This window comes from Nocardiopsis baichengensis YIM 90130 (assembly GCF_000341205.1).
GTDB classification, from domain to species: Bacteria; Actinomycetota; Actinomycetes; order Streptosporangiales; family Streptosporangiaceae; genus Nocardiopsis_A; species Nocardiopsis_A halophila.
The window spans coordinates 72,732-87,600 of the sequence record NZ_ANAS01000004.1 but is presented as its reverse complement, the minus strand read 5'-3'; the positions used below and the strand labels follow the sequence as shown (position 1 = coordinate 87,600).

Genomic DNA, 14,869 nt, shown 5'->3' with positions numbered 1-14,869 from the left:
CCCGAAACCCCTCCGGCATCACACCAGCCCCCCATCGGCCCGCACCGCCAGGGTCCGCCCGATCCTCCGCGAGCCCCCCGTGACGGCGGCGGTCGCAGGAACGGTGCCGGTACCCATGTCAGTGCTCATGTGATCCATACGGGAACCCTAGAAACCGGCGAGATCAATTCCCGTCCGCGATTCCCCGCCGAGAAACCCCCGCCCGCCCATGCGAGCATGGCCCCATGCCCCTCCACCGCGTCTGCGTCCTGGCACCCCTGGGAGGACCTGCCCGAACCCCTCTTCGCCCCCGTCGCCTCGCTGTCCGCCACCGGATGGCACCCCGAAACGAGGACACAGGCCGTCCGCAACCACCCCTAGCCTCGGACCACGCGAACCCACCCGGCACGAAAGGCGCCACCATGCTGCGAGGACTGGCCAACGCCGGACTATGGGCCGACGACGTCGACGCCGCCAAGGACTGGTACACCCACGCGCTCTCCCAGGCCCCCTACTTCGAACGCAGCGGACCCGACGGCCGCACCGCCTACGCCGAATTCCGCATCGGCGACCGCCCCGACGAACTCGGCATCGTCGACCGGCGCTACGCCCCGCCCGGCTCCACCTGGGGCACCCTCGGCCCCGTCGCCTACTGGCACGTCGACGACGTCGCCGCCGCCCTGGACCGGCTCACCGGGCTCGGCGCCACCCCGCTCGACGGCCCCACCCAGCGCGAGGACGGCTTCGTCACCGCCCTGGTCAACGACCCCTTCGGCAACACGCTGGGGCTCATGCACAGCCCCCACTACCTCGCCGTCCGCGAACAGGCCGCCCCCGGCGACCGGTGAACCCGCCCGGCCCGGCCGGCCGCTCAGCCCTCCCCGGACCCCTGCCCCGGCAGAGCATCGGCGATCAACTCGTCCATACGCGCCGCCAGCGCGAAATCGGCCTCCGTCACACCCCCGGCCGCATGCGTGGTCTGGTGCAGCGTCAGCCGGTTGTAGCGCACGTCCATGTCCGGATGGTGCCCCGCCTGCTCGGCGGCGTGCGCGATCCCCTCCACCAGGTGGATCACCGACATGAAGTCCGGCATCACCACCGTCCGGCGGATCTCGGCCTCCTCAGGACGCCACTCCCACCCCTCCAGCAGCTCCAGCCCATCGGCGATCTGCTTGTCGTCCAGCACTGCCATGGCCCATCGCCTCCGCGGTCGAACGGCACCCCGCCCCGGCCCTGTCCCGGCACGGTCCCCTACCGGGGGTACGACGCACCCCCCGGCTGTCCTACCTCACCGCCGCCCGTTCCAATCAAGGACCGGCCGGCCCTCACGACGGATCCCGCCACCGCGCGAAACCGCCCTCGCTGTGCAGCACCTGCCCCGTGATCCAACACGCCTCGTCCGTGGCCAGCCACGCGATCAGACGCGCCGGATCATCAGGGCGCCCGAGACGCCCCATCGGCATCTTGTGCATCAGATACGCCTCGGCCCCCGCGGAGATGTACCCGGTCTGCACCGGCCCCGGATCGACCGTATTGACGGTGATGCCCCGGTCGGCCAGCTCATCGGCGACCGTCAGCGTGACCGCCGCCAACGCCCCCTTGGCCGCCGCGTAGGCCACCTCGCCCGGCATGGGCCCCTGCCCCTGCCCCGAGGTCAGGAACACCACACGCCCGCCCTCCGCCCGGTCACGGGCCGCCGCGAACTCCCGCGCCAGCAGCAGCGCCGACCGCGCGTCCACCGCCCAGTGGCCGTCCAGCATGTCCGCGGTGACGCCGGCCAGGTCCGCGTCGCCGCCCGAACGGGCGTGGTTGCACACCAGGATGTCGACCCGGCCCAGAGCCGACCGGGCGGCCCCGAACACCTCCCGCGGCGCGTCCGCAACGGCCAGGTCGGCCTCCGCGCCCCCGACCCGCGCCCGCGGATCACTGCAGGCGGACCGCACCCCCTCCAACACCGCCCCGACGTCGTCGCCGCCCCACGGCTGCCCGGCATCGTGCGACGCGAAGTGGTGGCAGAACACCGAGGCGCCGTAGGCCGCCAGGCGGCGGGCGACGGCGTAGCCGATCCCGTCGCGCCGGCTGACCCCGGTGACCAGGGCGCCGCGCCCCAGCAGCGGACGGACGGCGCGCTCGGGCACGGGGTCCTCGGGACTGACGGGCTGCTGCTCCACGGACGGCCTCCTGGAAACGGCGGGGCAGGGCGGGGTGCAGGCTAACGGCGGCCCCGAGCGGCGGGCCACCGGTTTTCCGCCTTCAGGGCCCACCGGCCCTCAGCCCCCGTCTATGCGGCGCCGCAGCTCCGCGCGGACCCCCTCCGCACCGCCCTCGCGCCCCATGGTCCGGTCGAGCTCGACCAGCTGTTCCACGAACCGGTCGTGGTACTCATCCCACGCCCCCTGATCCACCCCGCGCTCCGCGGCCCGGATCTCCCGGCCCAGATCCGCCATGCGCTCGATCAGGCGCCGGCGCTCACTCTCCATGGCGGCCTTCGTGCGCGCGGCCTCGGCCCGAGCGAGCTCCTCGGCCGCCCGCCGGCGGTGGCCCTGCAACCGGGGTTGCAGGGCGGCCGGCCGGGATGCGAAGTCGCGCGGACGCCTCCATGTCCAGGGCTTCAGCCACGTTCCCAGACCCATGGGCCCAGATCCTTCCACACGGCGTGGCGCCTTGGGGTTCGGTGCGGCGGAGCCGCTCCTTTGTGCTTGGGGCTGGAAGGCCGGAAACCGCCACCTTTATAACGTAGATTTGGATTGCGGCGCCGGACGCTCTCCCGTCCTTCTCCGCCCTACCCGCGGGCGGCCGGGGAGCCCGGCGCGTGCGCGCTCCCCTCCTGGGCACGGCCCGCGACCAGCGCCGCCAGCACCGGAACCCCCAGCGCCGCCGTCGCCGCCCCCACCGCAGGCTCGGCCGCCCCGCCCGCCGCACGCAGCACCGCGTCGGCCGCCAGCACCGTGCACGCCCCCACCGGCGCCGCCGCCAGCAGCGACCGAACCGGCCTCCCCCGGCCCATCCAGCGGCCCGCGAGGGCGGCCGGAAGCCCCGCCAGCGCCACGGGCCCGGCCAGCGCCGTCCCGCACCCGCACAGCACCGCGACCGGGCCCAGCACCCGCCACGGCGCACCGCTCCCCCGCCCCGTGTCCGAGGCCCCCCACACCAGCGCCGCCGCCAGCGCCGCCCCGCACAGCGCCCCCAGCGGCACCGCCTGCTCCAGCGCCCCCGACAGCGACCCGAGCGCCACCCAGGCCGGCCCCGCCGCACCCGCCGCCTCCCACCCCCCGGCGGCCCGCACCGCCGCAAGGACCGCCGCGCACGTGAGCAGCCCGTCGACCGCCGCACCCGCCACGGCACGACCCGCCGGCCCCCACGCCACGCCCAGGCGCCGCACCGCGGCCGTCACCAGCGCCCCGGCCGCCAGCGCGCCCGCCACCGCGCCCGCCGCCCGCACCAGCGGCCCCGCCTGCCCGACCGGACCGGCCAGCACCGCCCCCAGGACCGCTCCCCCGCCCATGCCCAGCAGGCGCACGTCCATGGCCCGAACCCCCCAGGCGCCCTGCAGCAGCACCGCCGCGGCGGCGAACACCGCCCCCGCGGCCGCCCCGGCCACCAGGCGCGGCACCCGCAGCTCCCACACGATGAAGCCCACCGACCCCGGCTCGCCCCCCGGGGTCGCCAGCGCCCGCGCCAGCTCGCGCCCGGGCACCGGGAACTCGCCCACCAGCAGGGCCGCGCCCGCCGCCGCCACCAGCAGCACGGCGCATCCGGCCGCGGCGGCACCGCGGGCCGGCGACAGGCCGCCGAGCATCGCGTCCCCTCCCCCTCCGCGCGGGGCCCGGCCGCCGACGGCCGCGGGTGCGCCCCCGCGGATGCGGCCGACGCTAGACCGCGGCCCCGCCACCGGAAAGGGCCCCGGGGGCGGGCCGGACCCAAGGTCCCTCCCGGGCGGGGGCGCCCGTCCCGGATCGGGCCGGGCCCTCAGGCCAGGTTCTGGGGCTCCTGGGGAAGAGTGGACAGGTCGTCGTCGTCCAGCGGCACGCTGGGCAGGTCCTCCCCCGGCTCCTGCGACGGCGAGGGGGCCGGGCTCTCCCCGTCGTCCTCGGGCCGCTCCTCCCCCTCCTGCGAGGGGGACGGCGAGGGCGAGGAACTCGGGCTCGGCGACGGCGACGGAGAGGGCTCGGCCTGCGCCCCCGCCTGCTGCGAGAGCATCGACAGCCAGAAGTACAGCAGCACCGCCAGCAGCACCGCCAGCAGCAACAGCAGCACCATCCCCAGCACCACCGCCCGGTTGGCGCGCGGCGAGGCCACCGCCCCGCCGCCGCCCGGCAGCGGCCAGAACCACCGCGCCGAGGCCGGGGCCGCCCGCGCCGCCCAGTGCGGCTGCAGCGACGGCGCACCCGAGCGCACCCGCCCGGCGCCCCCCGAGACCGGCGCCAGGTAGGCCGCGGCACCGCGCCGCCCGCCGTCGCCGGCCACCGCCACCCACGCCGCCGCCGAGGAGCGGGTGCTGCTGGCCAGGACCCGCGGCGCCCGTCCCACCCCGCGCCCCTCGGCCACCGCGGCGCGGAAGCGCTCCCGGGCCTCGGCATCGCCGGCGGCGCCCTCGCTGAGCAGGGCCACCTGCACCGGCTCGCCGTGCGCGTCCACCGCGGCGTAGACCGTGCCCTCCGGCGCGGACGACAGGCGCGCGCGCAGGCGGAAGCCGCCCAGCTGGCGCGGGTCGCCGTCGTGCAGCCGAGCACCCTCCTCCACGCGCACCCCCGATCCGCATCCCCGCCGCGCCGCTGCGGGGCGCCCCCGCCCGCCCGCGCGGCGGTAGCATCGCCGATGTGTGAGCATTCCCGACTCTCCGTGCGGTATCCATCCGCCGTCCGGAGGGGACGCAGGGAACGCGGGCCCAATGCTATGCGGCCGCCCGGTCGGCGCGACAGCGGCCCGACACGCCGGGCGGCGACGAGGCTTCCGGCGCCCCGCGGGGCGCCGGCGGAAAGGCTGGACGAATGCAGGACGACGACACCGCGGACCGGGCCGCACCCGGCTCCGGATCCGAGGGCACCGGACCCGAGGGCGCGGGCGAGCAGGCCCCGGCCGACTCCACCCGGCTGCTCCGGGCGGCCCTGCAGGAGGTCTCCTCGGTCATCGTCGGCCAGGACTCCATGGTCGAGCGCACCATGGTGGCGCTGATCGCCCGCGGCCACTGCCTGCTGGAGGGCGTTCCGGGCATCGCCAAGACCCTGGCGGTCTCCACCCTGGCCAAGGTCGCCGGCGGCTCCTTCTCCCGCATCCAGTTCACCCCCGACCTGGTCCCCTCCGACATCGTCGGCACCCGCATCTACCGCCCCTCCACCGAGCGCTTCGACGTGGAGCTGGGGCCGGTCTTCGCCAACTTCGTCCTGGCCGACGAGATCAACCGGGCCCCGGCCAAGGTGCAGTCCTCGCTGCTGGAGGTGATGGCCGAGCGCCAGGTCTCCCTGGGCGGGCAGACCCACCCCCTGCCCGACCCCTTCATCGTGGTCGCCACCCAGAACCCGGTGGAGTCCGAGGGCGTCTACCCCCTGCCCGAGGCCCAGCGCGACCGCTTCCTGATGAAGGTCGTCGTGCCCCACCCGCGCGCGCACGAGGAGATGGAGATCCTGCGGCGGATGAGCACCGACCCGCCCCAGGCCCACCAGGTCCTGGACCCGGTCACCCTGCGCGAGCTGCAGGAGGCCGCCGAGAAGGTGCACGTGCACCGCCTCATCGCCGACTACGTGGTGCGCCTGGTCATGGCCACCCGCGAACCCGAGCAGTACGGCGTGGGCGACCTGCGGCGGGTGCTGGAGGTGGGCGCCAGCCCCCGCGCCACCCTGGGCCTGGTGGCCTCGGCCCGGGCCCTGGCCCTGCTGCGCGGCCGCGACTACGTGCTCCCCGACGACGTGCGCCAACTGGCCCGCGAGGTCATGGCCCACCGCCTGGTGCTGACCTTCGACGCCCTGGCCGACGGCGTCGGCACCGAGCAGGTGGTGGACCGGGTGCTGGCGGCGGTGCCCCCGCCCCGGGTCATCTGGGACGAGCCGCACGGCGGCGAGGCCTCCGCGACGATGGCGGCGGGCTGAGCCGTGGCCGCCCCGCTCCGCCGCCCGGCACCGCTGCTGGACCCGCGCGCCCACGAGGCCCTGGGCCGGCTCGACCTGCGGATCGTGCGGCGGATGGAGGGCCTGCTGCACGGCGAGCACCTGGGCCTGCGCCAGGGCCCCGGCAGCGAGCCCGCCGAGGCCCGCCGCTACCTGCCCGGCGAGGACGACGTGCGGCACATGGACTGGGCGGTGACCGCCCGCACCACCGTGCCCCACGTCCGCGACCAGGTCGCCGACCGGGAACTGGAGACCTGGACCCTGCTCGACCTGTCGCCCAGCATGGACTTCGGCACCGCCGGCTGCGAGAAGCGCGACGTGGCGGTGGGCGCCCTGGCCGCGGTCACCGTGCTCACCCAGAAGGTCGGCGACCGCTTCGGCGCCTACTTCCTGCACCGGGGCCGGGTGCGGCGCTGGCCGGCCCGCTCCGGCCGCTCGGCGCTGACCACCCTGCTGGCCACCGTGGCCGCCGCCCCCCGGGGCGACGCCCCGGCCGGCCCCGCGCGGCCCGCCGGCCGGGCCCGTCTGGCCGAGGCCGTGGAGGAACTGGCGCGCTCCCAGACCCGGCGTGGCCTGCGGGTCGTGGTCTCCGACTTCCTGGACACCCCGCCGGACGGCGCCGAACCGCCCTGGGAGCGGTCCATGCGGCGGCTGACCGCCCGCCACCAGGTCCTGGCCGTCGAGGTGCTCGACCCGCGCGAGCTGGACGTGCCCGACGTGGGCTGGGCCGAGCTGAGCGACCCCGAGACCGGCCGGGCCCGCGAGGTCAAGATCACACCCCGGGTGCGCGAGCGCTACCGCGCCGCCGCCCGGGCCCAGCGCGACGCGGTGGCCGCGGGGCTGCGCCGCTGCGGCGTGCCGCACCTGGTGCTGCGCACCGACCGGGACTGGGTGGTGGACATGGCCCGGTTCGTGGTCTCCCAGCGCACCACCGCCCACCGCCTGGCCCGCCACACCCCGGCCCGGCCCCGCTGATCCGGTGAACACCGAGCCGGCCGACGAAAGGACGATGCCGTGAACCTGCTGTCCCCCGGGTGGATGGCCGCGGCGCTGGTGGTCGTCGCCGCGCTGGCCGCCGCCTATGTCTGGGCCCAGCTGCGGCGCCGCGCCCAGGCCGCGCGCTTCACCAACCTGGCGCTGCTGGACCGGGTCGCCCCCACCGGACCGGGCTGGCAGCGGCACGTGGGCGCGGCGCTGTTCCTGGCGATGATGCTGGCGCTGGCGGTGGCCGTGGGGCGCCCGGCGATGCCGGTGGAGGTGCCGCGCGAGCGCGCCACCATCATGGTGGCCATGGACGTGTCGCCGTCCATGGTCGCCAACGACGTCGACCCCGACCGCATCAGCGCGGCCAAGGAGTCGGCGGTGGGCTTCGTCGACGCGCTGCCCGACCGGTTCAACGTGGGCCTGGTCAGCTTCTCGGCCACCGCCGGGGTGGTGGCCTCTCCCACCCAGGACCACCAGGCGGTGGCCGACTCCATCGAGAACCTGCAGATCTCTCCGGGCACCGCCATCGGCGAGGGGGTGTTCGCCTCCCTGCAGTCCATCGAGTCCTTCGACTCCGAGTCCGGCCAGGACCCCCCGCCCTCGGCGGTCGTGCTGCTCTCGGACGGGGAGAACACCAGCGGACGGCCGGTGGCCTCGGCCGCACGAGCGGCCGGCGAGGCCGAGGTCCCCGTCTCCACCATCGCCTTCGGCAGCGGCACGGCGCTGGTGGAGATCAACGGAGAGCCGGTGGAGGCCGACATCGACAAGGAGGCGCTGGAGCGCCTGGCCGACGACACCGGCGGCTACTTCTACGAGGCCGAGTCCGAGACCGAGCTCAGCCGGGTCTACGAGGACATCGGCTCCTCGCTGGGGAGTGAGATCGAATACCAGGAGAACGTGGTCTGGTGGGTGCGGGCGGCGGTGCTGCTCGGCGCCGCGGCCGCCGCGGCGTCGCTCCTGTGGGCCCGGCGCCTGCCCTGAGCGGGCCCGGCAGCATCGCTCCCGCACACGCGCCCGCACCGCGCCATTCGGACCGCCGGTGGCGCATCGTCCCAGTTCGACCGGTAACGTAGCCCTGTTTGCCGCTGACCGAAGAGCTTCCGCGCGAAGCCGAGTCACAAGAGAATGGGAACGATGCCGGATACCGCCACCGCGCCCGCGGTGATCTTCTTCGACCTGGACGACACCCTGCTGGACGATAGGGCGGCCAGCGACGCGGGCCTGCGCACCCTCATGGACCGGCTGGGGCACCCCGACTTCAACGCCGCGCGCACCCTGTGGGACGTGCAGACCGAGATCTCCTTCGGCGCCTACCTGGACGGGCGGCAGGGCCTGCAGGACCAGCGCCGCGAGCGCGTGCGGGCGCTCGCGGTGCAGGCCGGCCACTCCTCGGTGCCCGACCAGGCCTGCGACGACCTGTACCGCCAGTACCTGGAGGCGCACAGCGCCTCCTGGCAGGCCTTCCCCGACGCCGCCCCGGCCCTGGCCGAGCTGGCCCAGGCCGGCATCGGCCTGGGGGTCATCACCAACGGGGTGGAGGAGCTGCAGCGCCAGAAGCTGGACCGGATGGGCCTGACCGGGCACTTCCGGGCGGTGGTGTGCGCCGACACGGCCGGGGCGGGCAAGCCCGACCCGCGCATCTTCCACACCGCGGCCGCCCGGATGGGTGTGGAACCCCACATGTGCTGGCACGTGGGCGACCAGGTGCACGCCGACGCGCTGGGGGCCGCCGCCGGCGGCATGCACCCGGTGCTGGTGGACCGCCGCGGCGCCCACCGCGACCAGCAGGACGTCCGCGTGGTCACGGGGCTGGGCGACCTGGCGGGCCTGCTCGCCGCCCCGGAGCTGCGGTGACCACCGGCGCCTCCGGTGCCCCGGAGGCGCGACGGGTGCGCCGGACCGCCGTGCACGTGGCCGGGGCCGCCGCCGGTGCGCGGCTGCTGTTCGGGCAGGACCCGGCCGAGGCGGCGCGGCGCGCCGCCGGCCTGGGGGCGCACGAGCGCCTGGAGGCCCTGGACGTGCGCGCCGAGCTGGTGCGCCTGGAGGGGCCCGAGGGCCCCGTGGAGATGCACGTGGACCGGCTGCTGTTCGCCCCGTATGCGGCGGTCCGCGAGCCCGGTGCGGCCTGGCCCGGCGGCGCCCCGTCGCCGTCGGCGGCCGAGCTGCTGGCCGAGGAGCCGCCGCGGCCGGGGCCGGCGCTGCGCCGGCTGGGCGGCTACGGGCTGGTGACCGACCCCGCGGGGCGGCTGCTGCTGTCGCGCATCGCCGAGGGCTTCCCCGGCGCGGGCACCTGGCACCTGCCCGGCGGGGGCGTGGACCACGGCGAGCAGGTGCGCGCGGCGCTGCGCCGGGAGGTGGCCGAGGAGACCGGCCAGGCCGCGGGCGTGGGCCGGATGGTGGGGGTGGTCCACCACCACCGCACCGGTGTGCGCGGGCCCGAGGCGCAGGACACCGAGGTCTACGGGGTGTGGGTGTTCTTCCACGCCCACGTGGAGGACCCGGGCGAGCCGCGCGTACAGGAGGTGGGCGGCTCCACCTCCGACTGCGCCTGGTTCCTGCCCGAGGACCTGCCCCACCTGCCCCTGTCGACCACCGCCCGCAAGGGCCTTGCGCTGCTGAGCCGCGCCGAACGGGTCGAGCAGGACGGCTGAACGCGGCCCGGTGGCCGGTGTGAGGATCCTCATATTCGGTCGTTGCCGCTGTAGTGGTGTGTCGTTGTGTTTGTGGCGCGGCATATCATCCGCGGCTTTATAACGTAGATTCAAGCAATCGCCGTTGTGAAGCGCTGGGAGATCGAAACAGTACGACCCTTCTAACGCGCCCGGGCGCCGCCCACGGTTCCCCGCAGGCGGCGCTCCGCCCTCCCATGCCCCTGGCGGTCAGCGCGCGCCGACCGCATCATCCAGCGCTCCGGCAGGGGAACCGCCGTTCCCCTCTTCGTCCGGAGCCGGCGCGGAGGCGGGCAACCAGCGCAGCGCGAGCACGCCCAGCCCCGCGTGGAGCAGGCCCGCCACGACCACCACCACGTGCAGGCCGGCGTCAGCGCGTCGGTGATGCGCGGCATCGCGAGGTAAAGGATGGAGTTGTCCATGGCGACCAGCAGGACCGGTCCGAGGATGATCGCGAGACCGAGCCAGGCCTTCAGGCCGGGCGATCGTTTCGCTTCAGGGGGTGCGTGTCGTGTGCTCATGGCGACAACGGTGGTGCGGTGCGCAGGGAGGAGCCAGACCACCGCCGTGGGTACACCCGACGGGGATACCCGCGGGCGCGGACGGGCGGGCTAGGGTCGCGGCCATGGACGAAGAGACCCTGGGCCTGTTCCTCAAGTCCCGCCGGGACCGGGTCACCCCCGCCGACGCCGGACTGCGCACCTACGGCACCACCCGCCGCGTTCCGGGCCTGCGCCGTGAGGAGCTCGCCCAGCTCGCCGGGGTCAGCGCCGGCTACTACACCCGCCTGGAACAGGACCAGGCCGGGACCGCCTCCCGGCAGGTGCTGGACGCGCTGGCCCGGGTCCTGGGCCTGGAGGCCGCCGAGCGGGCGCACCTGGACAACCTGGCCGCCCGCCCGTCCGCGCCGGGGCTGACGCGCCCCGCCCCCGAGCGGCCCCACCGCCGGGTGCTGGCACTGCTGGAGTCGCTGGGCGACTCCGCCCCGGCCGTGGTCCTGGGACGGCGCGGCGAGGTGCTGGCCTGGAACCGCGCCGGGCACGCGCTGACGGCCGAGCACGCGGACTTCGGCGCCCCTGGCGACCCCGAGCGCCGCCCGTCGGTGCCGCGGATGTTCTTCCTGGACCCGCTCACCCGCGACCTGCACCGCAACTGCCTGCGCCTCCTGGCCGACCAGGCGGCCGGCCAGGGCCTCCGGGAGGAGGCGGGCCGATGACGCCCGCACCGGTCCGGAGCGTGCTCGCAGCGGCGGTCCCGGTCGGGGTGAACCTCCTGCTGGGGATCCCTGCGATCGTGCCCCTGCTGTGCGGCTGGTGGCTGTGGACCCGATACCTGCCGATGGACTGCCGGGACGTCTCCGACCTCTACGAGCGCGAGGTGACCGAGTGCAATCTGCACACCCTCGACCACGCCGGTGTCGTGATGTTCTTCGGTGCGGTGAGCGCCCTGGTGGTCGCACTCATGGTGTTCGCCACGGACGTGGCCGCACCGCGCCGCCGCGGCTCCCCGCGGCGGCGGCTCTGGGCGGCCTCGGCCGCGCTGGTCCCCGTTCCGTTCGCGGTGCTGTGGGCCCTGGCCCGCGTCCAGGGCTGAGCGGAGGGGCCGCCCCCTCCCCTCGGGCTCACTCGGCCGGCTGGTGCTCGCCGCGCTCGCCGGCTCCGCCGTGCAGGAGGCGGCGGGCCAGCCAGGCCGCCGCGGCCGAGCCGAGGGCCGCCAGGGCCATGACCACCGTCGGCAGCGGCAGGCTCAGCCCCAGCACCACGCACCCGGCCAGGCCGCCCAGCGCGACCAGCAGGGGCGGGCGGTCCTCGTCGGGGCCCAGCCGCAGGGCCGAGGCGTTGGCCAGCAGGTGGTAGGCGAGCAGGGCGAAGGCGGCGACGCCCACCGCCGTCGAGGGCTCCAGCACCGCCACCGCGGCCGCCGCGGCCAGGGCCGTGGCCGCCCACGCGCGGGTGCGCCCCCGCAGCGCCTCGGGCAGGTCCCCCTGTCCGGCCAGCACCCCGACCGTGCGCGCGGCCGAGGAGATCAGGACCGCGCCCGCGGCCAGGCAGGCCACCACCGCGGCGGCGGCCACCGCGGGCGCCCCCGGGCCGGGGCCGTCGGCGGCCGCGACAGCGGCCGCCACCGGCGAGCCCGCCGACGCCCGGTAGGGCCCCAGGACCGCCACCGCCCAGGCGCCGACGGTCAGGTACAGCAGGCCGACCGCGGCCAGGGCGAAGGCGGGCAGGATCGGCACGGCCCCGCGCCGGGGGCGCGGGGCGGCCTCGGCGGTGCGCACGGCACCGGCAAAGACGAGGAAGAGGGTGCCGGCCGCGCCCAGGGCGCCGAAGGAGCCGGGCCAGGCCCCGTCGAGCTCCAGCCGCTCGGGGGCGGCCGCGCCCGAGGTCCAGGCGGCGGCGACCAGGGCGGCCGTGGCCAGCACGCCCGTCACCAGGGCCGCCGCGGCCAGCAGGCCGGCCCCGCGGCGGACCGGCCCCGCCGCCCACGACAGGGCGGCGGCCACCGCCAGGGCGGCCAGCGCGGCGGGGCGGCCCCCCACCGGCGCCAGGTTGTCGGCCAGGGCGAGCGCCATGGCGGCCGCCGCGGCCGTGGCGCCCACGGCCCAGGCCCAGGCCGCGATCGCCCCCCAGGGGTCGCCCAGGCGCTCGCGCGCGTAGACGCGCGCGCCGCCTGGGCCCGGGTGGGCGGCGGCCAGCCGGGCGGTCGACACCGCGGTGCACAGGGCCACGGCGGCGGCCAGGGGGACCGCCGCCGTGAGCCAAGTCCCGGCCTCGTCGGCGGCGGGCGCGAGCACGGCGAAGACACCGGCGCCGGCCAGTGCCGCCGCGCCGGTGAGCGCCGTCGGAGCGCCCTGCGTGCCCGTTGAGGTGGTCATGAGCGCAGAGTCTGCATCAGAAGGATCACGGAGCGGTCGAGAAACCGGCCACGGAGCGCGTCCACATCCGGCCGCAGGGCGAGGCTCACGGGCGCCAGGGGGCGCCGGTGTTGTCGGAGATGTCCTCGGCCGCCACCTGCCGGAGCTGGCGGGCCAGGTCGGCCAGCGCGCGCGAGACGGCCAGCTCCTCGCCGATCTCAGGGGCGTCGGAGTCGAACGGGTGCTTGCGCGCCATCCCCCGCCCGTGCAGGTCGGTGCCGTCCTCGGCGTGCAGTCCGGCGTCGGCCCACGTGCGGGCCTGCTCCCCCTCGCTCTCCTCGGAGAGCATGATCTCGATGTTCCAGCGCTTCATGGTGTGCATGAAGGCCACCCCCCAGTGTCCTTCGCTGTGTCCCCGTCCTCGCGGGTGCCCTGGATCAGGGCGTCGGCACCGGGGCGGAGCCCCCTCCGCCCCCCACAGCGGGCCTTCCCGGCTGCGAGATGTCCGATTAACCCCATCTTCCTTGGCCGGGCGCGGTATTGCAATGCCCGGCCGAGGAGCGGGCCGGCGGGGGCGACCTGCGCATACGGCCGCACACGTGCCGCACACCCGCCGCGCACCGGGGCTCCGGCGCGGCCGCGGGAGCCGGGGCCGCGCCGGAGGGTGACTCACTCCACCCCTGCCCCCAGGGTGCGGCCGCCGTCCAGGGTGAGGGTCTGGCCGGTCACCCACGCCGCGTCCTCGGAGGCCAGGTAGGCGATGGCGGCGCCCACGTCGGCGGGCACCCCGAGCCGGCCCAGCGGGTAGCCCTTGGCGACCTCGTCCTCGTTCTCGGCGAACAGGGCCTGGGCGAAGTCGGTCTTGACCACGGCCGGGGCGACCGCGTTGACGCGCACCGACGGGGCCAGCTCGTAGGCGAACTGGCGGGTCAGGTTGATCAGCGCGGCCTTGCTGGCACCGTAGGCGGCGATGCCGGGCGAGGGGTGCTGGCCGGCCAGGGAGGCGACGTTGACCACCGCGCCGCCGTGCTCCTTCATCCAGGCCGCGTGCGCCGCGGCGGTCCAGGAGGCGGCGGCGGTGACGTTGACCTCGAAGATCTTGGCCATGGTCGCGGGCTCGACGTTGACCAGGGCGTCGAAGACCGGGTTGATGCCGGTGTTGTTGACCAGCACGTCCAGCGACCCGAAGGCCTCCAGGGCGCGGGCCACCGCCTGCTCGCGGTGCTCGGCGTCGTGGGCCTTGCCGGGCACGCCCAGGGCGTGGCCGGGGCCGCCGAGCTCGGCCACCGCCTTCTCCAGGGGCTCGGGGTTGCGGGCGGTGATCACCACCCGGCCGCCCTCGTCGACGATGCGCCGGGCGGCGGCCAGGCCGATGCCGCGGCTGGCGCCGGTGATGACGGCGGTCTTGCCGGTGAAGCGCTGCACGTGGGGTCCTTTCGACGGATCTCGGCGGGCGGGGCCGCGGACTCGGCCCGGCCGACCCCACGGTACCGACCGCTCGGTTTGTGAGGCGCGCCTCCCCCGCCGCCGCGCCGCCCGGCGGGCCCGCACCCGCCCTGCTGGTAGCGTCGTCGCGTGTCAGAGCACTACTTCGCCCCTGCTCCGGGCGCGGCCCACCGCCCCGGGAGCGTCGACCTGGTCCTGCCCGACGTGCACCTGCGGCTGGACACCGACAGCGGGGTCTTCTCCCCCGGCAAGGTCGACCTGGGCACCCGGGTGCTCCTGGAATCGGTCCCCGCCCCGCCCGCCTCCGGCCGCCTGCTGGACCTGGGCTGCGGCTACGGCCCGGTGGCGCTGGCCCTGGCCTCCCGCGCCCCCGGCGCACAGGTGCTGGGGGTGGACGTCAACGGCCGCGCCGTGGACCTGGCCGCGCACAACGCCCGCACCGCCGGCCTGGACAACGCCGCCTTCCTGCGGACCGACGCCGACGGCTCCGCCGCGGACCCCGGCGCCCCCGCCGCCGGATCCGAACAGGGCCCCTTCGACGCCCTGTGGTCCAACCCGCCGATCCGCATCGGCAAGACCGCCCTGCACGCCCTGCTGACCACCTGGCTGGCCCGCCTGTCCCCCGGCGCCTCGGCCCACCTGGTCGTCCAGCGCAACCTGGGCGCCGACTCCCTGCACCGCTGGCTGAACGAGCAGGGATGGCCCACCGAGCGCGCCGCCTCCCGCGCCGGCTACCGGGTCCTGCGGGCGGACCGCCCCTGAGGCGCTATCCTTGCGCCTACCGCCCACCAGGGCGGCGACCGGCCGCGCCGGTCCCGCACGACCATTCGACG

Annotated in this window: 17 protein-coding genes; 9 read left to right on the top strand and 8 right to left on the bottom strand. The window is 76.5% G+C overall.

Going from position 1 to position 14,869, the window contains the following annotated elements:
• Positions 1 to 401: 401 nt before the first annotated feature.
• Positions 402 to 827: a VOC family protein gene (locus C892_RS0101580; RefSeq protein WP_017555747.1), complete on the top strand. Its 426-nt coding sequence runs from the start codon at positions 402 to 404 to the stop codon at positions 825 to 827.
• 23 nt (positions 828 to 850) lie between these two features.
• Here the strand turns inward: C892_RS0101580 and C892_RS0101575 are convergent, their stop codons facing one another.
• From C892_RS0101575 to C892_RS0101555, 5 genes are all read right to left on the bottom strand, one after another.
• Entirely contained in the window at positions 851 to 1,171 is a 321-nt protein-coding gene (locus C892_RS0101575; protein ID WP_017555746.1) for a 4a-hydroxytetrahydrobiopterin dehydratase, read from the bottom strand.
• A gap of 133 nt (positions 1,172 to 1,304) precedes the next feature.
• On the bottom strand, positions 1,305 to 2,150 hold the full coding sequence (locus tag C892_RS0101570; protein WP_017555745.1) for an SDR family oxidoreductase: 846 nt from the start codon (positions 2,148 to 2,150) through the stop codon (positions 1,305 to 1,307).
• Positions 2,151 to 2,249: 99 nt separating this feature from the next.
• Positions 2,250 to 2,612, bottom strand: a complete 363-nt coding sequence (locus C892_RS0101565) for a hypothetical protein (RefSeq protein WP_017555744.1) — start codon at positions 2,610 to 2,612, stop codon at positions 2,250 to 2,252.
• Positions 2,613 to 2,761: 149 nt separating this feature from the next.
• Positions 2,762 to 3,778 carry an iron chelate uptake ABC transporter family permease subunit gene (locus C892_RS0101560; RefSeq protein WP_017555743.1) on the bottom strand — a complete coding sequence of 339 codons (1,017 nt, stop codon included), beginning with the start codon at positions 3,776 to 3,778 and terminating at the stop codon, positions 2,762 to 2,764.
• 170 nt (positions 3,779 to 3,948) lie between these two features.
• Complete coding sequence (locus tag C892_RS0101555) at positions 3,949 to 4,722, bottom strand: hypothetical protein (protein WP_239647223.1); 774 nt, start codon at positions 4,720 to 4,722, stop codon at positions 3,949 to 3,951.
• Between the two features lie 248 nt (positions 4,723 to 4,970).
• Between C892_RS0101555 and C892_RS0101550 the strand changes: the two genes are divergently transcribed.
• The 7 genes from C892_RS0101550 (at position 4,971) to C892_RS0101515 (ending at position 11,329) form a co-directional block, all read left to right on the top strand.
• The gene (locus tag C892_RS0101550) at positions 4,971 to 6,065 is read left to right on the top strand and encodes an AAA family ATPase (protein WP_017555741.1); all 1,095 of its coding nucleotides are present in this window, start codon (positions 4,971 to 4,973) and stop codon (positions 6,063 to 6,065) included.
• A gap of 3 nt (positions 6,066 to 6,068) precedes the next feature.
• Positions 6,069 to 7,058 (top strand): DUF58 domain-containing protein, encoded by a 990-nt coding sequence (locus tag C892_RS0101545; protein ID WP_017537541.1) that lies wholly within the window; start codon positions 6,069 to 6,071, stop codon positions 7,056 to 7,058.
• 63 nt (positions 7,059 to 7,121) lie between these two features.
• Positions 7,122 to 8,048 (top strand): VWA domain-containing protein, encoded by a 927-nt coding sequence (locus C892_RS0101540; RefSeq protein WP_040685225.1) that lies wholly within the window; start codon positions 7,122 to 7,124, stop codon positions 8,046 to 8,048.
• 153 nt (positions 8,049 to 8,201) lie between these two features.
• Entirely contained in the window at positions 8,202 to 8,921 is a 720-nt protein-coding gene (locus C892_RS0101535) for an HAD family hydrolase (RefSeq protein WP_017555739.1), read from the top strand.
• Positions 8,918 to 9,718: an NUDIX hydrolase gene (locus C892_RS0101530; RefSeq protein WP_017555738.1), complete on the top strand. Its 801-nt coding sequence runs from the start codon at positions 8,918 to 8,920 to the stop codon at positions 9,716 to 9,718. Before C892_RS0101535 ends, C892_RS0101530 begins: the two co-directional genes overlap by 4 nt.
• A 643-nt stretch (positions 9,719 to 10,361) precedes the next feature.
• Complete coding sequence (locus C892_RS28345) at positions 10,362 to 10,952, top strand: MmyB family transcriptional regulator (protein ID WP_017555736.1); 591 nt, start codon at positions 10,362 to 10,364, stop codon at positions 10,950 to 10,952.
• Positions 10,949 to 11,329 carry a hypothetical protein gene (locus C892_RS0101515; protein WP_017555735.1) on the top strand — a complete coding sequence of 127 codons (381 nt, stop codon included), beginning with the start codon at positions 10,949 to 10,951 and terminating at the stop codon, positions 11,327 to 11,329. Before C892_RS28345 ends, C892_RS0101515 begins: the two co-directional genes overlap by 4 nt.
• Positions 11,330 to 11,357: 28 nt before the next feature.
• On the opposite strand, the gene C892_RS28340 is transcribed toward C892_RS0101515, so the two are convergent.
• From C892_RS28340 to C892_RS0101495, 3 genes are all read right to left on the bottom strand, one after another.
• Entirely contained in the window at positions 11,358 to 12,611 is a 1,254-nt protein-coding gene (locus C892_RS28340; protein WP_017555734.1) for an amino acid permease, read from the bottom strand.
• Positions 12,612 to 12,696: 85 nt separating this feature from the next.
• The gene (locus C892_RS0101500; RefSeq protein ID WP_026124070.1) at positions 12,697 to 12,972 is read right to left on the bottom strand and encodes a DUF1876 domain-containing protein; all 276 of its coding nucleotides are present in this window, start codon (positions 12,970 to 12,972) and stop codon (positions 12,697 to 12,699) included.
• Between the two features lie 287 nt (positions 12,973 to 13,259).
• A complete protein-coding gene (locus tag C892_RS0101495; protein WP_017537530.1) occupies positions 13,260 to 14,015 on the bottom strand; it encodes an SDR family oxidoreductase in 756 nt (251 codons plus the stop codon).
• Positions 14,016 to 14,165: 150 nt separating this feature from the next.
• Here C892_RS0101495 and C892_RS0101490 point away from each other — a divergent pair, with 150 nt between their 5' ends.
• Positions 14,166 to 14,798, top strand: a complete 633-nt coding sequence (locus C892_RS0101490) for a class I SAM-dependent methyltransferase (RefSeq protein ID WP_017555733.1) — start codon at positions 14,166 to 14,168, stop codon at positions 14,796 to 14,798.
• Positions 14,799 to 14,869: the final 71 nt, after the last annotated feature.